Source organism: Methyloversatilis discipulorum, assembly GCF_018780585.1.
Taxonomy (GTDB): Bacteria; Pseudomonadota; Gammaproteobacteria; order Burkholderiales; family Rhodocyclaceae; genus Methyloversatilis; species Methyloversatilis discipulorum_B.
The window spans coordinates 25494-41612 of sequence record NZ_JADMJL010000009.1; the positions used below are offsets into that span (position 1 = coordinate 25494).

Sequence of the window (16119 nt, forward strand, 5' to 3'; positions counted from 1 at the left end):
CAGCGTTCACCTCAGATTTCACTTTTCGCCGGAAACTCCTGAATGAAAATAACCGTAATCGGCACCGGGTACGTAGGCCTGGTCTCCGGGGCCTGCATGGCCGAGATGGGCAACGACGTGCTGTGTCTGGACCTTGATCCGGAGAAGATCCGCATCCTGAAGGAAGGCGGCATTCCGATCCACGAGCCGGGCCTGGACGCGGTGGTTGCGCGCAACGTCGAGGCAGGGCGGCTGCACTTCACGACGGACGTGGCCGAGGCGGTGCGCTTCGGCACCATCCAGTTCATCGCCGTGGGCACGCCGCCGGACGAGGACGGCTCGGCCGACCTGCAATACGTGCTGTCGGCCGCGCGCAACATCGGCCGGCTGATGACCGACTACAAGGTGGTGGTCGACAAGAGCACGGTGCCGGTGGGCACGGCCGACAAGGTGAAGGCGGCGATTGCCGACGAACTGGCCAAGCGCGGTCAGGAGATGGAATTCGCCGTGGTGTCGAACCCGGAATTCCTGAAGGAAGGTGCTGCGGTGGAGGACTTCATGCGTCCGGACCGCATCGTGGTCGGGGCCGACGACGAACGCGCCATCCACCTGATGCGCGCGCTGTACGCGCCGTTCCAGCGCAACCGCGACAAGCTGGTGGTGATGGACGTGCGCAGCGCGGAGCTGACGAAGTACGCGGCCAACGCGATGCTGGCCACGCGCATCAGCTTCATGAACGAACTGGCGCTGCTGGCCGACCGGATGGGGGCCGACATCGAAATGGTGCGCCAGGGCATCGGCTCGGACCCGCGCATCGGCTACCACTTCCTGTACGCCGGCTGCGGCTACGGCGGCAGCTGCTTCCCGAAGGACGTGAAGGCGCTGATCCGCACCGCACGCGAGAACGGTCAGGACCTGAAAGTGCTGCAGGCGGTGGAAGACGCCAACGACGTGCAGAAGATGGTGCTGGTGGACAAGATCGTCGCGAAGTTCGGAGAAGATCTGTCGGGCCGCCGCTTCGCGCTGTGGGGCCTGGCGTTCAAGCCCAACACCGACGACATGCGCGAGGCGCCGAGCCGGGTCATCATCAACGAACTGTTCCGTCGCGGCGCGACGGTGACGGCCTACGACCCGGTGGCGATGACGGAAACGAAGCGCATCTACGGCGACGAGCCGCGGCTGACGCTGGCCGACAAGCCGATGGACGCGCTTGAAGGCGCGGACGCGCTGCTGATCGTGACGGAGTGGAAGGAATTCCGCAGCCCGGACTTCGAGCGGATCAAGTCGGCGCTGAAGCAGCCGGTGATCTTCGACGGACGCAATCTGTACGAACCGGAGGTGCCGCGCGCCGCCGGCATCGAGTACTCGGCCATCGGCCGGCGTTGAACCTCGCGCGATGAAAGTCCTGCTCACCGGCGCCGCCGGTTTCATCGGCATGCACGTCGCGCTGCGCCTGCTCGAACGCGGCGACGAAGTGGTCGGTCTGGACAACCTGAACGACTACTACGACGTGCGGCTGAAAGAAGCGCGGCTGGCCCGGCTCACGCCGGCCGCTGGCTTCCGCTTCGTGAAGATGGCGGTCGAGGACCGCGACGGCATGGCGAGGCTGTTCGAGGCCGAGCGCTTCGACCGCGTCGTGCACCTCGCGGCCCAGGCCGGCGTGCGCTATTCGCTGCAGAACCCGAACGCCTACATCGACGCCAACATCGTCGGCTTCATGAACGTGCTCGAAGGCTGCCGGCATTCGGCGGTGAAGCATCTGGTGTACGCCAGCAGCTCCAGCGTCTATGGCGGCAACACGAAGATGCCGTTCAGCGAAGCGGACAGCGTTGACCACCCGGTCAGCCTGTACGCCGCGACCAAGAAGGCCAACGAACTGATGGCGCACACCTACAGCCATCTGTACGACCTGCCGACCACCGGCCTGCGCTTCTTCACGGTCTATGGCCCGTGGGGCCGGCCGGACATGGCGCTCTTCCTGTTCACCAAGGCGATGATCGAAGGGCGGCCGATCGACGTGTTCAATCACGGCGACATGCAGCGCGACTTCACCTATATCGACGACATCGTCGAAGGCGTCATCCGCACGCTGGATCGCGTTGCCGAGGCCGATCCGGCCTTCGATGGCGACCACCCGCATCCAGGGCATTCGAAAGCGCCGTTCAGAGTGTTCAACATCGGCAACCAAGGGCCGGTGCCGCTGATGGATTTCATCCACGCGATCGAGAAGGCGCTGGGCATCACCGCGCAGAAGAACCTGCTGCCGATGCAGCCGGGCGACGTGCCGGCGACCTATGCCGACGTGTCGGAACTGACGACCTGGACCGGCTTCTCGCCGAGCACCGCCATCGACGACGGGGTGGCGCGCTTCGTCGCCTGGTACCGCGACTACTACCGGGTCTGAACGACCCGCGTCACGCAGAAAAGGGCGCCGCTGGCGCCCTTGTCACTTCTTCAGCTTGTAGTCGATCGGCAGCAGGAATTCGAGCCGCTGGCCGGCGAGCGCTGCCGGTACCGGTGGCAGCTTCGTCTTCTTCACCAGCGCCAGCGCCGCTTCGTCCAGCACCGACTGGCCGGATTCGTCGACCAGGGTGGCCGATACGAGCTGGCCGTTCTCGATGACGATGAGCACCTTGGGCGTACCTTCCAGCCCGCGCATCGCCGCCAGTCGCGGATAGGTCTGCCCTTTCTTGATCTCTGCCGACAGCGCCTGGCCGTAACCCGCCTTCAGCGACTGGAAATCGACGCTCGGCGCGGCAGGTGCCGGCGCGGGCGCGGGGACCGGCGCCGGTGCGGGTGGCGGTGGCGGCGCATCGATCGGCGGCAGCGGCGCCGGCGGCGGTTGTACCGGCACCACGCGTTCCTCGGGCGCCGGCGATGGCGCCGGCGGTGCGGCCAGCACCGGCAGCGGCGCCTGCTGCGGCACCGGCTTGGGCGGTTTGGGTACCGGCTTCGGCGGTGGCGGCGGGGGCGGCGGCTCGACCGGCTTCGGCGGCGGAGGAGGCGGTGGGGGAGGCGGCGGAGGCTCTTCCTTGATCATCCGCACATCGACGCGGATCTCGGTCGGCGCCACGCGCGGCACATACACGGACGCCCGCCAGACGACGAAGCTGTGCACCAGGATGGACGCGACGAAGGCGGCAGCCCAGAGCCAGGAGCGGAATCGCGTGAAGTCGCTGAAGTAGGCGACGTAAGGCGGACGGAGGACGGAAGTCGGATTCATCGGCGAGGCGGTGGCAAGCCCGGACGAGTGGTTTGTTCTGTTCCGGGCGGGGCAGCCGCGGACTTTACTTCAATTGCCGCGTGCGGTGCACCGTCGGGAAAACATCCCGCTCGCTGTTGCTGCGCAGCAATCATGCGATGGCGCGTGGATGTCGACGTATCACCCGCAACAGGATGACGCCGATCATCAAGCCGGCCAGCACGGTCGACAGCAGCGTTGCCAGCCAGAAACCGGCCGCCCCCATGGGCTGCGCGATCAGCGCGATGCCGGCCCCGGGCAGGCCGTGAAAGGCGAGCAGGTAACCGCTGCCTAGGCCGACGCCCCAGAAGCAGACGGTGTGCACGATCATCGGCGCCACCGTCACCTTGTAGCCGCGCAGCGCGAACGAAGCCAGCGTGTGCGCGGCGTCGATCAGCACGAACAGCGCGACATAGGGCAGCAGGCTGCGGGCGACGCCCAGCACCGCCGGGTCCTTGCTGTAGAAGGCCAGCACCGACTCGCGCGACAGCCACAGCAGCAGGCCGACGAATACCGCGAGCACGCTGGCCATCGCCAGTCCGGTCAGCGCGGTGTGGCGGGCACGCAGCCAGTCGTGTGCGCCGGCTGCCTGACCGACCAGCACCAGCGTGCCGCTGCCCAGCGCCAGCGGCAGCATGAAGCAGACGCCGTTGATGTTGGCGATCACGCGGTGTCCTGCGACCACGTCGGGGCCGAGCCGGGCGACGAACAGCGCGATCAGCGTGAAACTGGTGATCTCGACGAAATTCGATACGCCCATCGGTCCGCCCAGCCGCAGCATTTCGCGCTGTGCCCAGGCTCTGGGCGCCTGCCAGTCGTGAAAGGGGCGCAGCGCGCGCAGTTGCGGCGAGTACTTGAGCCACAGCAGTGCGCAGACCACCGACAGCCAGTTCACCACCAGCGTGGACAGCCCGCAGCCGAGCGCACCGAGCGGCGGGCCGAAAGCGCCTGTGGTGAGTGCCCACGCCAGCGGCACATGCACCGCCAGGCAGGCCAGCATGATCACCATCACCGGCCGCGGCTGGCCGATGCCGTTCATCAGCGCCTGAAAGGCGCGGAACAGCAGCGCGCCGGGTACCGCGAAGGCGAGGGCGAGCAGGTAGTCGCGCGTCTTCGCCTCGACCACCGGATCGAGCTGCGACAGTGCGAGCAGCGGGTCGGGCAGGGCGAGCAGCAAGGCGCCGGGCAGTGACAGGAAGAGCGCCATCCACACCGCCTGCTGGAAGGCGGGTGCGATGTCCTCGCGCCGGCCGGCGCCGACGTGGTGCGCGATAATGGGCGCGGCGGCATACAGGATGCCGATCAGCGCGATCACCACCGAAATGAACAGTCCGCCACCGACCGCGACGGCAGCCAGATCGGCGGTCGCGTGATGGCCGGCGATCAGCGTGTCGGCGACATTGGTGCCTATGCTCGCCAGCTGCGACACCAGCATCGGTGCGGCCAGCGCGAAGATGCCCGCAGCGGTGCCGCGGCGGGCGTCGGCGGTCACGATTCCGCCAGTGCGCGCGCCGCGTCGGCGACCAGCGCCGGGCCGCGGTAGATCAGGCCGCTGTACAGCTGCACCAGTTGCGCGCCGGCGTCGACCTTATCCTTCGCGTGATGGCCTTCGGTGATGCCGCCGACGCCGATCAGCGCGACCTTGCCGTCGAGCTTCTGCGCCAGGGCGCGCAGCACGGCCGTCGATTTCTCGCGCACCGGCGCACCCGACAGACCACCCGCTTCGCCGCCGTGCGGCAGGTTTTCGACACCGGTGCGCGACAGCGTGGTGTTGGTCGCGATCAGCGCGTCGATGTGGTGGCGCACCGTCGCGTCAGCGATGGCATCGATCTGCTCGGCGTCGAGGTCGGGTGCGATCTTCAGGGCGATCGGCACGGTACGGCCGGCGGCGGCGTCGAGCTTCTGCCGTTCGGCGTCGAGCGCGCCCAGCAGCTGGTTCAATTCGTCCGCGCCCTGCAGCTGGCGCAGGTTCTTCGTGTTCGGGCTGGAAATGTTGACGGTGATGTAGCGCGCGTAGGGGTGGGCGCCGCGCAGGCCGATCAGGTAATCGTCGGTCGCGCGTTCGATCGGCGTGTCGGCGTTCTTGCCGATATTGATGCCGAGAATGCCGCCCTCGCGGACCCAGCGTGAGCGCTTCACGTTTTCGATCAGCGCATCCAGGCCCAGGTTGTTGAAACCCATGCGGTTGATGATGCCCTGCGCCGCCGGCAGCCGGAACATGCGCGGCTTCGGATTGCCCGGCTGCGGACGCGGCGTGATGGTGCCGATCTCGATGAAGCCGAAGCCGAGCCGCGCTAGACCGTCGATCGCCGCACCGTTCTTGTCGAGACCTGCGGCGAGGCCGACCCGGTTCGGAAAGTCCAGACCCATACAGCGCACCGGATCGGGCGCGATGCGTTGCAGTGGCACCAGCCCCGGATGTTTCGCCAGCGTGCCCAGCGTCAGGTCATGGGCTCGTTCGGCGTCGAGCGAAAACAGCAGCGGGCGCAGCAGCGGGTAGAGCATGGGTGGAATCCGGTTCGCGGGTCGCAGGGGTGCGACGCAAAGGCGCGGATTATCGGCCGGGCAGCGAGGGCAGGCAACCCGCGGGGCGGTGGCAAGAGCCTGGGTTGCGTGGAAAGGGCTTCTGACATCGACGGGGGTCTGCTGAAGCCGCATCGCGACCAGAGGTCGCTCCCACGAAAGTACCCCCTGACGTCGGACGGAGCCGGGGTCTTGTGGGAGAGAGCTTGCTCGCGATTGTGGCCTCAATCGAAGCCGGCGGTCTGCCGAAGCCGCATCGCGACCGCAGGTCGCCCACACGAGCGGCGCTACAGCCCCAGTTCGCCGTCGCCCAGTTCGCGCCAGACGCTGTCGATCCGGCCCTCGAGTGGGCGGAAGCGGGCCTTGTAGGCCATCTTGGCGCTGTCGCGTATCCAGTAGCCAAGATAGACGTAGGGCAGACCGAGCAGGCGGGCCAGGCTGACCTGCCACAGGATGTTGTAGGTGCCGTAGCTGGCGCCTTCGACATCAGGGTCGTAATAGGTGTAGACCGACGACAGGCCGTCGTCGAGGATGTCGATGATGCTGACGATGCGCAGCGGCGCGTCCGGCTCGCTGCCTTCGCGGAATTCGATCAGTCGGGTATCGACGTGGCTCTGCAGCAGGAAGTGCGAATACTGTTCGCGCGAGTCCTGGTCCATGCCCCCGCCGCTGTGCCGGCTCGACTGGTAGCGCTGGTACAGCGCGTAATGCTCCTCGCGGAAGGATAGCGGCGCCTCGCGGGCGACCAGATTCTCGTGTCTTCTTTCCGAGCGGCGCTGCGTGCGCGAGGCGGTGAAACGGTTGACCGGCAGACGGACCGGCGTGCAGGCGCGGCAGGCGTCGCAATAGGGGCGGTAGGTGAACACGCCGCTGCGGCGAAAACCGGCGCGCACCAGATCACTGTAGAGCCGGGCGTCGATCAGGTTGGACGGCGTGGCAACCTGCGAGCGCGCGGTGCGGCCCTGCAGGTAGGAGCAGGCATAGGGTGCCGTTGCATAGAACTGCAGCGTGGTGAAGGGCAGGTCCTTGAGCAGCGCCATGGCGTCAGCGGAATCGGTGTCCGTTTCAGAGTCTGAAGTAAGCCGGTATTTCGTCGGGCCGCCAGCGCCGCGGATGGGCCGACTGCACCGACTGTGACAGCACGCGGCAGAATTCGCTGCGTGCAATTTCACGTCCGCCCATGGACGCCAGGTGCGCGGTGTTCATCTGGCAGTCGATCAGCGCATAGCCCTGCGATTCAAGATAGCGTGCGAGATGCACCAGCGCAATCTTCGAGGTGTCGCGGGTGCGCGAGAACATCGATTCGCCGTAGAACATCCGCCCCAGCGCCAGACCGTAGAGACCGCCCGCAAGTTCGCCATCGACCCAGGTTTCGACGCTGTGCGCCCAGCCCTGTGTGTGCAGCGCGCCGTAGGCGGCGATCATGTGGTCGCTGATCCAGGTGCCGGCCTGGCCATCGCGCGGTTCGGCACAGGCGCGCATGACAGCCTCGAAGGCGGTGTCGCAGCGGATTTCGTACGGCCGGTTGCGCAGTACCTTGCGCATCGACGGCGTGATGCGGATTTCGGCCGGCACCAGCACCATGCGCGGGTCCGGGCTCCACCACAGCACCGGCTGACCCTCGGAGAACCACGGGAAGATGCCTTGCCGGTAGGCGTCGAGGATGCGCTGCGGCGTCAGTTCGAGACCGGCCGCCAGCAGCCCGTCCGGGTCGCGCAGCGCCGTATCGACCGGCGGAAACGGGTCGCCGGGTTCCAGCCAGGGAATCACGCCGCGCTGGACAGCGGTTCGGCTGCGGTCTCGGGGTGGCGGAAGGCCACCACGTGGTCGGCATCGAGACGGATGCCGATGAATTCGCCGATCGCGTGGTTGTGGTGCGACGGCACCAGCGACAGCACACGGCGGCCCGAACCCAGGCGCAGGGTGTACAGGAATTCGGCGCCGCGGAAAGACTTGCACAGCACTTCGGCGCGCAGCGGTGCGGCGTCGTCGTGCACCACGTCGTCCGGACGCAGCAGCACGTCGACCCGGTTGTCGGCGGCGCAGTGCGGACAACCGTCGTCGCAGCGGAAGGGGAATTCGCTGCGCAGCACGCCCAGTTCCATTTCGACCTCGTGGTCGCCGCGCAGCGTGCCCGGCAGGAATACGCCCTGACCGACGAAATCGGCGACGAAGCGACTCTCCGGCTTGTGATAGAGGTTGTACGCACTGTCCCACTGCAGCAGCCGACCGCCCTGCATGACGCCGATCTCGTCGGCGATGGCGAAGGCTTCCTGCTGGTCGTGCGTAACCAGGATGGCGGTGATGCCGCGCGCCTTCAGGATGTCGCGCAGTTCCGTGGCGAGCCGGGTGCGCAGTTCGACGTCGAGGCTGGAGAAGGGCTCGTCGAGCAGCAGCAGTTCCGGGTCCGGTGCCAACGCGCGGGCCAGTGCCACGCGCTGCTGCTGGCCGCCCGACAGCTGGTGCGGGTACTTGTCGGCGTGATCGGTCAGCCCGACCACCGCCAGCATTTCGTTGGCGCGCACCCGCTTTTCGTCACGCGAACCGCTGCGCAGGCCGAAGGCGACGTTGTCGGCGACGCTCAGATGCGGGAACAGTGCGAAGTCCTGGAACACCATGCCGACGCGCCGCTGTTCCGGCGCCAGGTGCTGGCGGCTGGACGACACCGTGACACCGTTGATGTCGATGTGTCCCTCGCGCAGCCGCTCGAAGCCGGCGATGGCACGCAGCACCGTCGTCTTGCCGCAGCCCGAAGGGCCGAGCAGGCAGCCGATCTGGCCGCGTTCGAGACGCAGCGACAGGTCGCGGACCACTTCGGTGGTGCCGTACGCGATGCGCACGGATTCAAGCAGCAACTGTGACATGGACCGAAGTGTGACGAAGGGGACCGTACAAAAGAGTGATCAGGATCAAGATCGATAATCGCTCTCAATTATAATGCGCTTGCCGCTGCGTGAGCGTAACGGCCACCGATAACTCAAGCCGGGACAGCCGGCATGCCCCACTTGTCTGCCCGCCGTCTTCATCCCCTGTCGCTGATCGCTCTGCTGCTGGCGCTGCTGGTGGCTGCGCCGGTGCTGTCGGTGCTGTTCAACCTGTTCAGTGGCGGCACCGCAGACACCTGGGCGCACCTGGCGTCGACCGTGCTGCCGGACTACGTCGCCAGCACGCTGTGGCTGTGCCTTTGGGTCGGGCTGGGCACCGCAGTGATCGGCGTGTCGACCGCTTGGGCCACAGTAATGTGGGAGTTCCCCGGCCGCCGCGTGCTGGAATGGGCCATGGTGTTGCCGCTGGCGACGCCGGCCTACGTGATGGCCTATACCTACACCGACCTGCTGCAGTTCGTCGGCCCGGTGCAGACGGCCTTGCGCGACACCTTCGGCTGGGAGCGCGGCGACTACTGGTTTCCGGATGTGCGCACCGTCGGCGGTGCCGCCTGCATGTTCATCGCCGTGCTCTATCCCTATGTATACCTGCTGACGCGGCAATCGCTGATCGAGCGCGCAGCCGGGCTGAACGAGGCGGCCCGCATGCTGGGGCAGGGCGCCTGGGAAGCCTTCTTCCGCGTGACGTTGCCGCTGGCCCGCCCGGCCATCGCGGCCGGCGTGTCGCTGGCGCTGATGGAAACGCTGGCCGATTACGGTGCGGTGAGCTATTTCGGCGTGCAGACCTTCACCACCGGCATCTACCGCGCCTGGTTCTCGCTCGGCGACCGCGTTGCCGCGGCACAGCTGGCCGCGTTGCTGCTCGGTTTCGTCACCCTGCTGCTGCTGGCCGAACGGCTGAGCCGCGGCGGTGCGCGTTTCCATGACAGCGGTCGCGCCGGTGGCAGTGCGCGCCGCCATGCGCTGTCGCGCGCCGCCGGCTGGGGCGTCACCGTCGCCTGTGTGCTGCCGCTGGCCGCCGGCTTCATCGTGCCGGCAGCGGTGCTGCTGAAATGGGCGTTTTCGGAGGGCGATGCGCAGTTCGGCGAGCGTTTCGTCGGGCTGGCGATCAACAGCTTCACGCTGGCCGCCGTCGCCAGTGTCTGTGCGGTGGCGCTCGCGCTGTTGCTCGCCTACGCGGTCCGCACCAGCCGCTCTCGTCTGGTGGCGCTGGCGCGCTCGGCCGTCGGTCTGGGCTACGCAGTGCCGGGTGCGGTGATCGCGGTCGGTATCCTGATTCCGGTCACCCGCCTCGACCACCTGCTGTCCGGGCTGTGGCAGCAGTGGACCGGCAGCAACCCGGGCCTGTTGCTGACCGGCGGCATCGCCGCGCTGGTGTATGCGTATCTGGCGCGCTTCCTGACGGTGTCGCTGCAGTCGGTGGAATCGGGTCTGGCGCGCATCACGCCGAGCATGGACGAAGCGGCGCGCAGCCTCGGCCTCGGTGTCGGCGCGACCCTGCGCCGCGTGCACTGGCCGATGCTGCGCGGCAGCCTGCTGACCGCATCGCTGCTGGTATTCGTCGATGTGATGAAGGAACTGCCGGCGACGTTGGTGATGCGGCCGTTCAACTTCGACACCCTCGCCACCCAGGCCTACACGCTGGCCAGCGATGAAAGACTGCAGGAAGCATCGACCGCAGCGCTGGCCATCGTCGCCGTCGGCCTGCTGCCGCTGATCGCGCTGTCGAGACAGATCGCACGATCGCGGCGGGATTGAGCAGGCATACCACCCCTGTGGGAGTGGTCTTCTGACCGCGACGCGGCCGTTGATGTACGCAGGCTTCGATACAGGTTGCTGTCGGGGTCAGAAGACCCCTCCCACAGAACCTCGGCTCAGGTACAAGTCGTGGAGCTAGCGCATCGTTCCTGTGGGAGCGGCCTTGGCCGCGACACGGCCTGTGCATGTCGCAAGCTTCGATCACTCACGGCCGCCGTCGGGGTCAGAAGACCCCTCCCACAGAATCCTGGCGCGCTCAGTTCGAGGGGGGATCGACCGGCTCGTTCAGCACCAGCCAGTACAGACCGAGCTGGCCGACGGCGTAGATGAACTTCTCGAAATCCACCGGCTTGCGGATGTAGCTGTTGGCGCCGAGCTGGTAGGCCTCGTAGATGTCCTGCTGTTCGCGCGAGGTGGTCAGGATGACGACCGGCAGCAGATTGGTGCGCGCATCGGCACGCACCCGGCGCAGCACTTCCAGGCCGTCTACACGCGGCAGTTTCAGGTCGAGCAGGATGACTGCCGGTGCGACCGACAGGTCGCGACCGGCGTGGTGGCCGGTGCCGAAGAGATAGTCGAGCGCTTCTACGCCGTCGCGGGCCACGACGACTTCGTTGGCGATGCGGTTCTTGTGAAAGGCTCGAAGCGTCAGCGCCTCGTCGTCGGGATTGTCTTCAACCAGCAGTATCGGGCGTTCGCTTGCCATAAAACCAGCCTGTCCAGGTCACCCGCATCACTGCGATGGGGGTTCCAGCGTGAAGAAGAAACTTGCTCCGCGTTCCACCTCGGCTTCGGCCCAGATCCGCCCGCCGTGCCGTTGCACGATGCGGTGGACGATGGCCAGACCGATGCCGCTGCCTGAAAACTCACCGACCGAGTGGAGTCGCTGGAAGGGGCCGAAGAGCTTTGTTGCGTATCGCATGTCAAAGCCCGCGCCGTCGTCCTTCACAAAATACACGAGCTCTCGTCCACGCTGCAAGCAGCCGATTTCGATGCGCGCGGCGTCATGGCGGCTGGTGAACTTCCATGCATTGCGCAACAGATTGTCGATCGCGATGCGCAAGAGGTTGGCGTCAGCATACACGCGCATCGACGGCTGGATGAGGAATTCTGCCCTGCGCTCGGGCTCGGTCCGGGCGAGGTCGGCAACCAGTTCCGAGGCCATCGCGCTGAGATCCACGACCTGCCGGTTCATTTCGTTGCGCGTGATGCGGGCGAGGCCGAGCAGGTCGTCGATCAGCCGGTGCATGCGCTGCGTGCCGGCGCGGATGCGCTGCAGGTAGTCGCGGCCGCGTTCGTCGAGCCGGTCGGCGTAATCCTCCTCGATCATCCGCGAAAAACCGTCGATGCCGCGCAACGGTGCCGCGAGATCGTGCGATACCGAGTAACTGAAGCTCTCAAGTTCGCGCATCGCGGTGACCAGTTCGGCCGTGCGCTCGCGCACGCGCGTTTCCAGCTGCTGGTTCAGCGCCAGCACGCTGCGTTCGGCGTCCTTCTGCGCGCGGATGTCGAGGCCGGTACCGAGCAGGTGCGGCAGACCGTCGAGGTCGATGCGGTAGAGGCTGAACGCGTGCGCCAGGTGTTCGCCACCGGCCGACAGCAGCTCCGCCTCGAAGGTGGCGTCGCGGTGTGTCAGGGCGCGCCGGGCCTGACGCCGCAGCAGCGGGTGGAACTCCGGCGGGAAGAGGTCGAGCGCCGGCTTGCCGATCAGATCGAGAGCGCGGTGGCCGGTGACCGCCTGCAGGTTCTCGTTCCAGCGACGCAGCGCGCCGCGTGCGTCGAGCAGGAAGAAGGCGCCCGGCATGCTGCGCACCAGCGCGGCCGAAAAATTCTCCTCGCGGCGCGCGGTGTCAAGCGCACGGCGACGGGCGGTGTCGTCGGAGAAGATCCAGATGGTTTCGCCCGCTTCATCGGCGTCGCTGGCCAGCTGGCGCACCGAAACGTAGGCATGAAGCGGACTGCCGTCGCGCCGCTGCAGCGTGGTTTCCTGTGCGTAGGGCTGCGGCTTCACGCGCGCAGCGCCTTCGAGCAGGCGCGACAGTTCCATCTCGTCGCGGAAGAAGGGTTCCATCGTCTGCCCGATCAGCGCCCGGCGGTCGTGGCCGAAGATTTCCTGACAGCGCCGGTTGCAGTCGGCGATACGGTCGTCGCGCACATAGACGATGGCCACCGGCACGTCGTCGAGCAGGGCCTGCTTCTCGGTCACCAGCGTGCGCACCGCCTGTTCGGCCAGCTTGCGCTCGGTGATGTCGGTGATCGAGCCGGAGAAACGCAGCACCTTGCCGACCGTGTTGCGCGTCGCCAGACCGCGGTCGCGCACCCACAGGTAGTGACCGTCCTCGTGCCGCATGCGGTATTCGATATCGAACGATTCACGCCGCAGGAAGTGCTCGTCGATTGCGTGCTGCAGCCGCGACAGGTCGTCCGGATGCACGCGTTCGAGCAGCTGTTCGTGCGTCTGCGGTTGCATGGACTGAGGCAGGCCGAGGATCTCGCTCAGTCGTGGCGACAGGAAGTAGCGGCCGGCGCCGATGTCCCAGTCCCAGGCCCCGTCGAAGGAACCCCGCACCGCGTGGAACAGCCGTGCCTCGCTTTCGCGCAGCGCGTCCAGCGTCATGCGATCGCGTGTCACGTCCTCTATCGTGCCGGACACGTAGAGCGGCTTGCCCACGGCGTCGTGATGGGCGCTCGCGCGCAGCCGGAACCAGCGGTAGGTGCCGTCGCGCACGCGCAGCCGGATCTGGTCGTCGCTGTGCGTCATTTCGCGCCCGAACAGCCGTTCGCGCGCGCGCCGGACGGTGCCAGCGTCGTCCGGGTGGGTGGCGGCGCCCCAGTTGAACTGCTGCGCGAACGAGGCGTCGCCGCCGTAGCCGAGCAGGTCGGGAAAGCGATCGCTGTACCAGATCTGACCGGTCTGCAGATTCCATTCCCACTGCGCTTCGTCGTGCGCGCTGGCCACCCGCGCCAGACGCTCGGCCTCGGCGACGGCGTCGCGACGGCGCTGTTCGAGGGCCGCGCAGGCGGCTTCCAGCGCCTGTGCCAGCGCGCTCAGCGGATGCCCGGCCGGGAGGGCGACACGCCCCACCGGTTCGCCGCGCACCAGCGCCGTCGCCGCCGCCTCGACCGGACCGATGGCGTTGGCGACGCGCCGTCGCTCGGCGGTACGCGCGCCCCAGGCGACCAGCACGCAGAAGACGGCCAGCGCACAGGCCGGCAGCAGCGTGGTCAGCAGCACCGGCAGCCCGGTGTCGCGCGCGGCGCCTATCGTCAGCGTACCGACCAGCACGTCGTCGACGCGCAGACTGCCTTCGGCGCGCAGCGTGAGCGCGCTGTCGTCGGTGGCAGAGGGGGGCAGATCGACCAGAAGTTCCCCCTTCGCGTCGCGCAGGCTGGCTTCGGTCAGCAGACCGCGGTCGTGCGCGTCGGACAGGATGCGGCGCAGTTCGGGCGTCTGCCGCGCCTGCAGCGGCGCCATCAATGTGTGCGCAAGTTCCGCGTGAACAGCACGCAGATCGCCGCGTGCCGACAGGCTGGCCAGGCCGAGCGAAATCATCAGCACGAAGATGCCGAGCGCGATCGCCTGCCAGCTCGTGGCGGACAGGCGGTGCGAACGGCGATGCGGTGTGGTGTCGGCCGGAGGCGTTTCGCTGCTGCTCATTGCTCCAGATCTTCTGCCCGCAGCAGGAATACGGGAGCAGTGGCCGAGTCGGTGTCGAGCCAGACCAGCGGCAGCTCGGGCAGCGCCGCTTCGGTTTCGGCCTGGTTGCGGCCGACCTCGACCAGCAGCAGACCGCCCGGATTCAGGTGGCGGCCCGCTTCGGCGACGATGCGGCGCACGATGTCCATGCCGTCGGCGCCGGCGCCGAGTGCCATTTCCGGTTCGCGGCAGAATTCGTCGGGCAGCGCAGCCATGGCCGCTTCGGTCACGTAGGGCGGATTGGAAATGATGAGGTCGTAGCGTCGCTCACTCACCGGTTCGAACAGGTCGCCATGCAGCACTTCGATGCGATCACGCAGCGCGTGGTCGTGGATGTTGAGCTGGGCGACCTTGAGCGCGTCGGCCGACAGGTCGACGGCATCGACCCGTGCCTCCTGGAAGAAGTGCGCGGCGGCGATCGCCAGACAGCCGGAACCGGTGCACAGGTCGAGGATGCGCTCCGGTTCGCCCATGTCGTCGAGCCACGGCGCGAAACCGTCCTGCATCAGTTCGAAAATGTGCGAGCGCGGAATGATGACGCGCGGATCGACGCGGAAGCGGAAGGGGCCGAGCCAGGCTTCGCCGGTGATGTAGGCGGCCGGCTCGCGCTCTTCGCAGCGGCGCTCGGTCACGCGCATCAGGCGCTCGCATTCTTCGACCGTCAGTGCCGCGTCGAGGAAGGGTTCCAGGCGATCGAGCGGCAGATGCAGCGTGTGCAGCACCAGATAGACGGCCTCATCCCAGGCGTCGATGAAACCCTGGCCGAAGGCGACTTCGGCCGCGCCCATGCGGCTGACCAGATAGCGCACCCAGTCGCGCACCGACATCAGTTCTTCCGGCGGCACCGTTTTCTTCGCAGGTGCCTTGTCGCTGGTCTTGAGTTTCATGCTGTCTTTCCTTGACCGAGCAGCCGGTCGAGCAGGTTTTCGTAGATGCGCGACAGCGGTTCGATGTCGGCCACCGCCACGCATTCATTCAGTTTGTGGATGGTGGCGTTGCTCGGGCCGATCTCGACCACCTGGGCGCAGATGTCGGCGATGAAGCGGCCATCGGAGGTGCCGCCGGTGGCCGACAGTTCGGTCGTCAGCCCGGTCACGTCGCGGATGGCGGCTTCGGCCGCATCGACCAGCGTGCCGCGCGGCGTCAGGTAGGGCTTGCCGCCCAGCGTCCACACGATGTCGTGGTCGACGCCGTGCCGATCGAGTACGTCAATCAGCCGCGCTTTCAGCGATTCGGGCGTGCTGGCGGTCGAGAAGCGGAAGTTGAACAGCACTTCGAGCGTGCCCGGAATGACGTTGGTCGCGCCGGTGCCGCCCTTGATGTTGGAAATCTGCCAGCTGGTCGGCGGGAAGTATTCGTTGCCCTCGTCCCAGCGGATGGCGGCCAGCTCGGCCAGCGCCGGGCCGAACATGTGAATGGGGTTCTTCGCCAGATGCGGGTAGGCGATGTGGCCCTGCACGCCCTTGACCGTGAGCTTGCCGGACAGCGAGCCGCGGCGGCCGTTCTTGATCATGTCGCCGAGTTTCGTCACCGAAGTGGGCTCGCCGACCACGCAGTAATCAAGCTTCTCGCCGCGGGCGGCAAGCCGCTCGACGACGCGGACGGTGCCGTCGATGGCGTCGCCTTCTTCATCGGAGGTGAGCAGGAAGGCGATCGAACCGGCGTGATCGGGCACTCGGGCGACGAAGCGTTCGGTGGACGTGACGAAGGCCGCCAGCGAGGCCTTCATGTCGGCCGCGCCTCGACCGTACAGCATGCCGTCGCGCACGACCGGTTCGAACGGGTCGCTGTTCCACTGGTCGAGCGGGCCGGTCGGCACCACGTCGGTATGACCGGCAAAGCAGAACAGCGGGCCGGCGGTGCCGCGACGCGCCCACAGATTGGACACGCCTCCTGCGTCGATGCGTTCGAGGCGGAAGCCGGCGGCCGCCAGACGGGCGCCGATGGTATCGAGACAGCCGCCGTCGACCGGCGTGACCGAACGGGTGGATATGAGCTGTCGGGTGAGCTCAAGCGTTGCTTCTGACATCGGGGAA

13 protein-coding genes are annotated in these 16119 nt (G+C 67.3%); 3 read left to right on the plus strand and 10 right to left on the minus strand.

The window, feature by feature from the left end; genetic code table 11:
• Positions 1–42: 42 nt before the first annotated feature.
• The gene (locus tag IV112_RS03185) at positions 43–1365 is read left to right on the plus strand and encodes a UDP-glucose dehydrogenase family protein (protein ID WP_020164791.1); all 1323 of its coding nucleotides are present in this window, start codon (positions 43–45) and stop codon (positions 1363–1365) included.
• Positions 1366–1375: 10 nt separating this feature from the next.
• Complete coding sequence (locus IV112_RS03190) at positions 1376–2383, plus strand: NAD-dependent epimerase (RefSeq protein ID WP_304001011.1); 1008 nt, start codon at positions 1376–1378, stop codon at positions 2381–2383.
• Between the two features lie 42 nt (positions 2384–2425).
• Here IV112_RS03190 and IV112_RS03195 read toward each other — a convergent pair whose 3' ends face one another.
• The 6 genes from IV112_RS03195 to IV112_RS21470 all read right to left on the minus strand — a co-directional run bounded on the left by IV112_RS03195 (position 2426) and on the right by IV112_RS21470 (position 8607).
• Positions 2426–3202, minus strand: a complete 777-nt coding sequence (locus IV112_RS03195; RefSeq protein ID WP_304001012.1) for an energy transducer TonB — start codon at positions 3200–3202, stop codon at positions 2426–2428.
• Between the two features lie 130 nt (positions 3203–3332).
• Positions 3333–4712: an MATE family efflux transporter gene (locus IV112_RS03200; RefSeq protein ID WP_304001013.1), complete on the minus strand. Its 1380-nt coding sequence runs from the start codon at positions 4710–4712 to the stop codon at positions 3333–3335.
• Entirely contained in the window at positions 4709–5725 is a 1017-nt protein-coding gene (locus IV112_RS03205; protein ID WP_304001014.1) for a quinone-dependent dihydroorotate dehydrogenase, read from the minus strand. Before IV112_RS03205 ends, IV112_RS03200 begins: the two co-directional genes overlap by 4 nt.
• 305 nt (positions 5726–6030) lie before the next feature.
• Positions 6031–6783, minus strand: a complete 753-nt coding sequence (locus IV112_RS03210) for an arginyltransferase (RefSeq protein WP_304001015.1) — start codon at positions 6781–6783, stop codon at positions 6031–6033.
• A gap of 25 nt (positions 6784–6808) precedes the next feature.
• Positions 6809–7513, minus strand: a complete 705-nt coding sequence (aat, locus tag IV112_RS03215; RefSeq protein WP_304001016.1) for a leucyl/phenylalanyl-tRNA--protein transferase — start codon at positions 7511–7513, stop codon at positions 6809–6811.
• Entirely contained in the window at positions 7510–8607 is a 1098-nt protein-coding gene (locus tag IV112_RS21470) for an ABC transporter ATP-binding protein (RefSeq protein WP_368500316.1), read from the minus strand. Before IV112_RS21470 ends, aat begins: the two co-directional genes overlap by 4 nt.
• 132 nt (positions 8608–8739) lie before the next feature.
• Between IV112_RS21470 and IV112_RS03230 the strand changes: the two genes are divergently transcribed.
• The gene (locus IV112_RS03230) at positions 8740–10386 is read left to right on the plus strand and encodes an ABC transporter permease (RefSeq protein WP_304001017.1); all 1647 of its coding nucleotides are present in this window, start codon (positions 8740–8742) and stop codon (positions 10384–10386) included.
• Positions 10387–10642: 256 nt separating this feature from the next.
• Here IV112_RS03230 and IV112_RS03235 read toward each other — a convergent pair whose 3' ends face one another.
• From IV112_RS03235 to dapE, 4 genes are read right to left on the minus strand one after another with little or no spacing between them, the layout of a single operon-like run.
• Positions 10643–11092 (minus strand): response regulator, encoded by a 450-nt coding sequence (locus IV112_RS03235; protein WP_304001018.1) that lies wholly within the window; start codon positions 11090–11092, stop codon positions 10643–10645.
• A 27-nt stretch (positions 11093–11119) separates the two neighbouring features.
• Positions 11120–14044 (minus strand): PAS domain-containing sensor histidine kinase, encoded by a 2925-nt coding sequence (locus IV112_RS03240; RefSeq protein ID WP_304001019.1) that lies wholly within the window; start codon positions 14042–14044, stop codon positions 11120–11122.
• Positions 14041–14970, minus strand: coding sequence for a 50S ribosomal protein L3 N(5)-glutamine methyltransferase (gene prmB, locus IV112_RS03245; RefSeq protein ID WP_304001020.1), 930 nt, complete (start codon positions 14968–14970; stop codon positions 14041–14043). The genes IV112_RS03240 and prmB overlap by 4 nt, the downstream gene beginning before the upstream one ends.
• Positions 14967–16112: a succinyl-diaminopimelate desuccinylase gene (gene dapE, locus IV112_RS03250; protein ID WP_304001021.1), complete on the minus strand. Its 1146-nt coding sequence runs from the start codon at positions 16110–16112 to the stop codon at positions 14967–14969. The genes prmB and dapE overlap by 4 nt, the downstream gene beginning before the upstream one ends.
• Between the last annotated feature and the right edge of the window lie 7 nt (positions 16113–16119).

What these genes read in the sequence shown, in the direction of transcription:
- IV112_RS03185 (WP_020164791.1), top strand. Translation starts at nt 43, where the DNA reads ATGAAAATAACCGTAATCGGCACCGGGTACGTAGGCCTGGTCTCCGGG.
- IV112_RS03190 (WP_304001011.1), top strand. Translation starts at nt 1,376, where the DNA reads ATGAAAGTCCTGCTCACCGGCGCCGCCGGTTTCATCGGCATGCACGTC.
- IV112_RS03195 (WP_304001012.1), bottom strand. Translation starts at nt 3,202, where the DNA reads ATGAATCCGACTTCCGTCCTCCGTCCGCCTTACGTCGCCTACTTCAGC.
- IV112_RS03205 (WP_304001014.1), bottom strand. Translation starts at nt 5,725, where the DNA reads ATGCTCTACCCGCTGCTGCGCCCGCTGCTGTTTTCGCTCGACGCCGAA.
- IV112_RS03210 (WP_304001015.1), bottom strand. Translation starts at nt 6,783, where the DNA reads ATGGCGCTGCTCAAGGACCTGCCCTTCACCACGCTGCAGTTCTATGCA.
- IV112_RS21470 (WP_368500316.1), bottom strand. Translation starts at nt 8,607, where the DNA reads ATGTCACAGTTGCTGCTTGAATCCGTGCGCATCGCGTACGGCACCACC.
- IV112_RS03230 (WP_304001017.1), top strand. Translation starts at nt 8,740, where the DNA reads ATGCCCCACTTGTCTGCCCGCCGTCTTCATCCCCTGTCGCTGATCGCT.
- IV112_RS03235 (WP_304001018.1), bottom strand. Translation starts at nt 11,092, where the DNA reads ATGGCAAGCGAACGCCCGATACTGCTGGTTGAAGACAATCCCGACGAC.
- IV112_RS03240 (WP_304001019.1), bottom strand. Translation starts at nt 14,044, where the DNA reads ATGAGCAGCAGCGAAACGCCTCCGGCCGACACCACACCGCATCGCCGT.
- prmB (WP_304001020.1), bottom strand. Translation starts at nt 14,970, where the DNA reads ATGAAACTCAAGACCAGCGACAAGGCACCTGCGAAGAAAACGGTGCCG.
- dapE (WP_304001021.1), bottom strand. Translation starts at nt 16,112, where the DNA reads ATGTCAGAAGCAACGCTTGAGCTCACCCGACAGCTCATATCCACCCGT.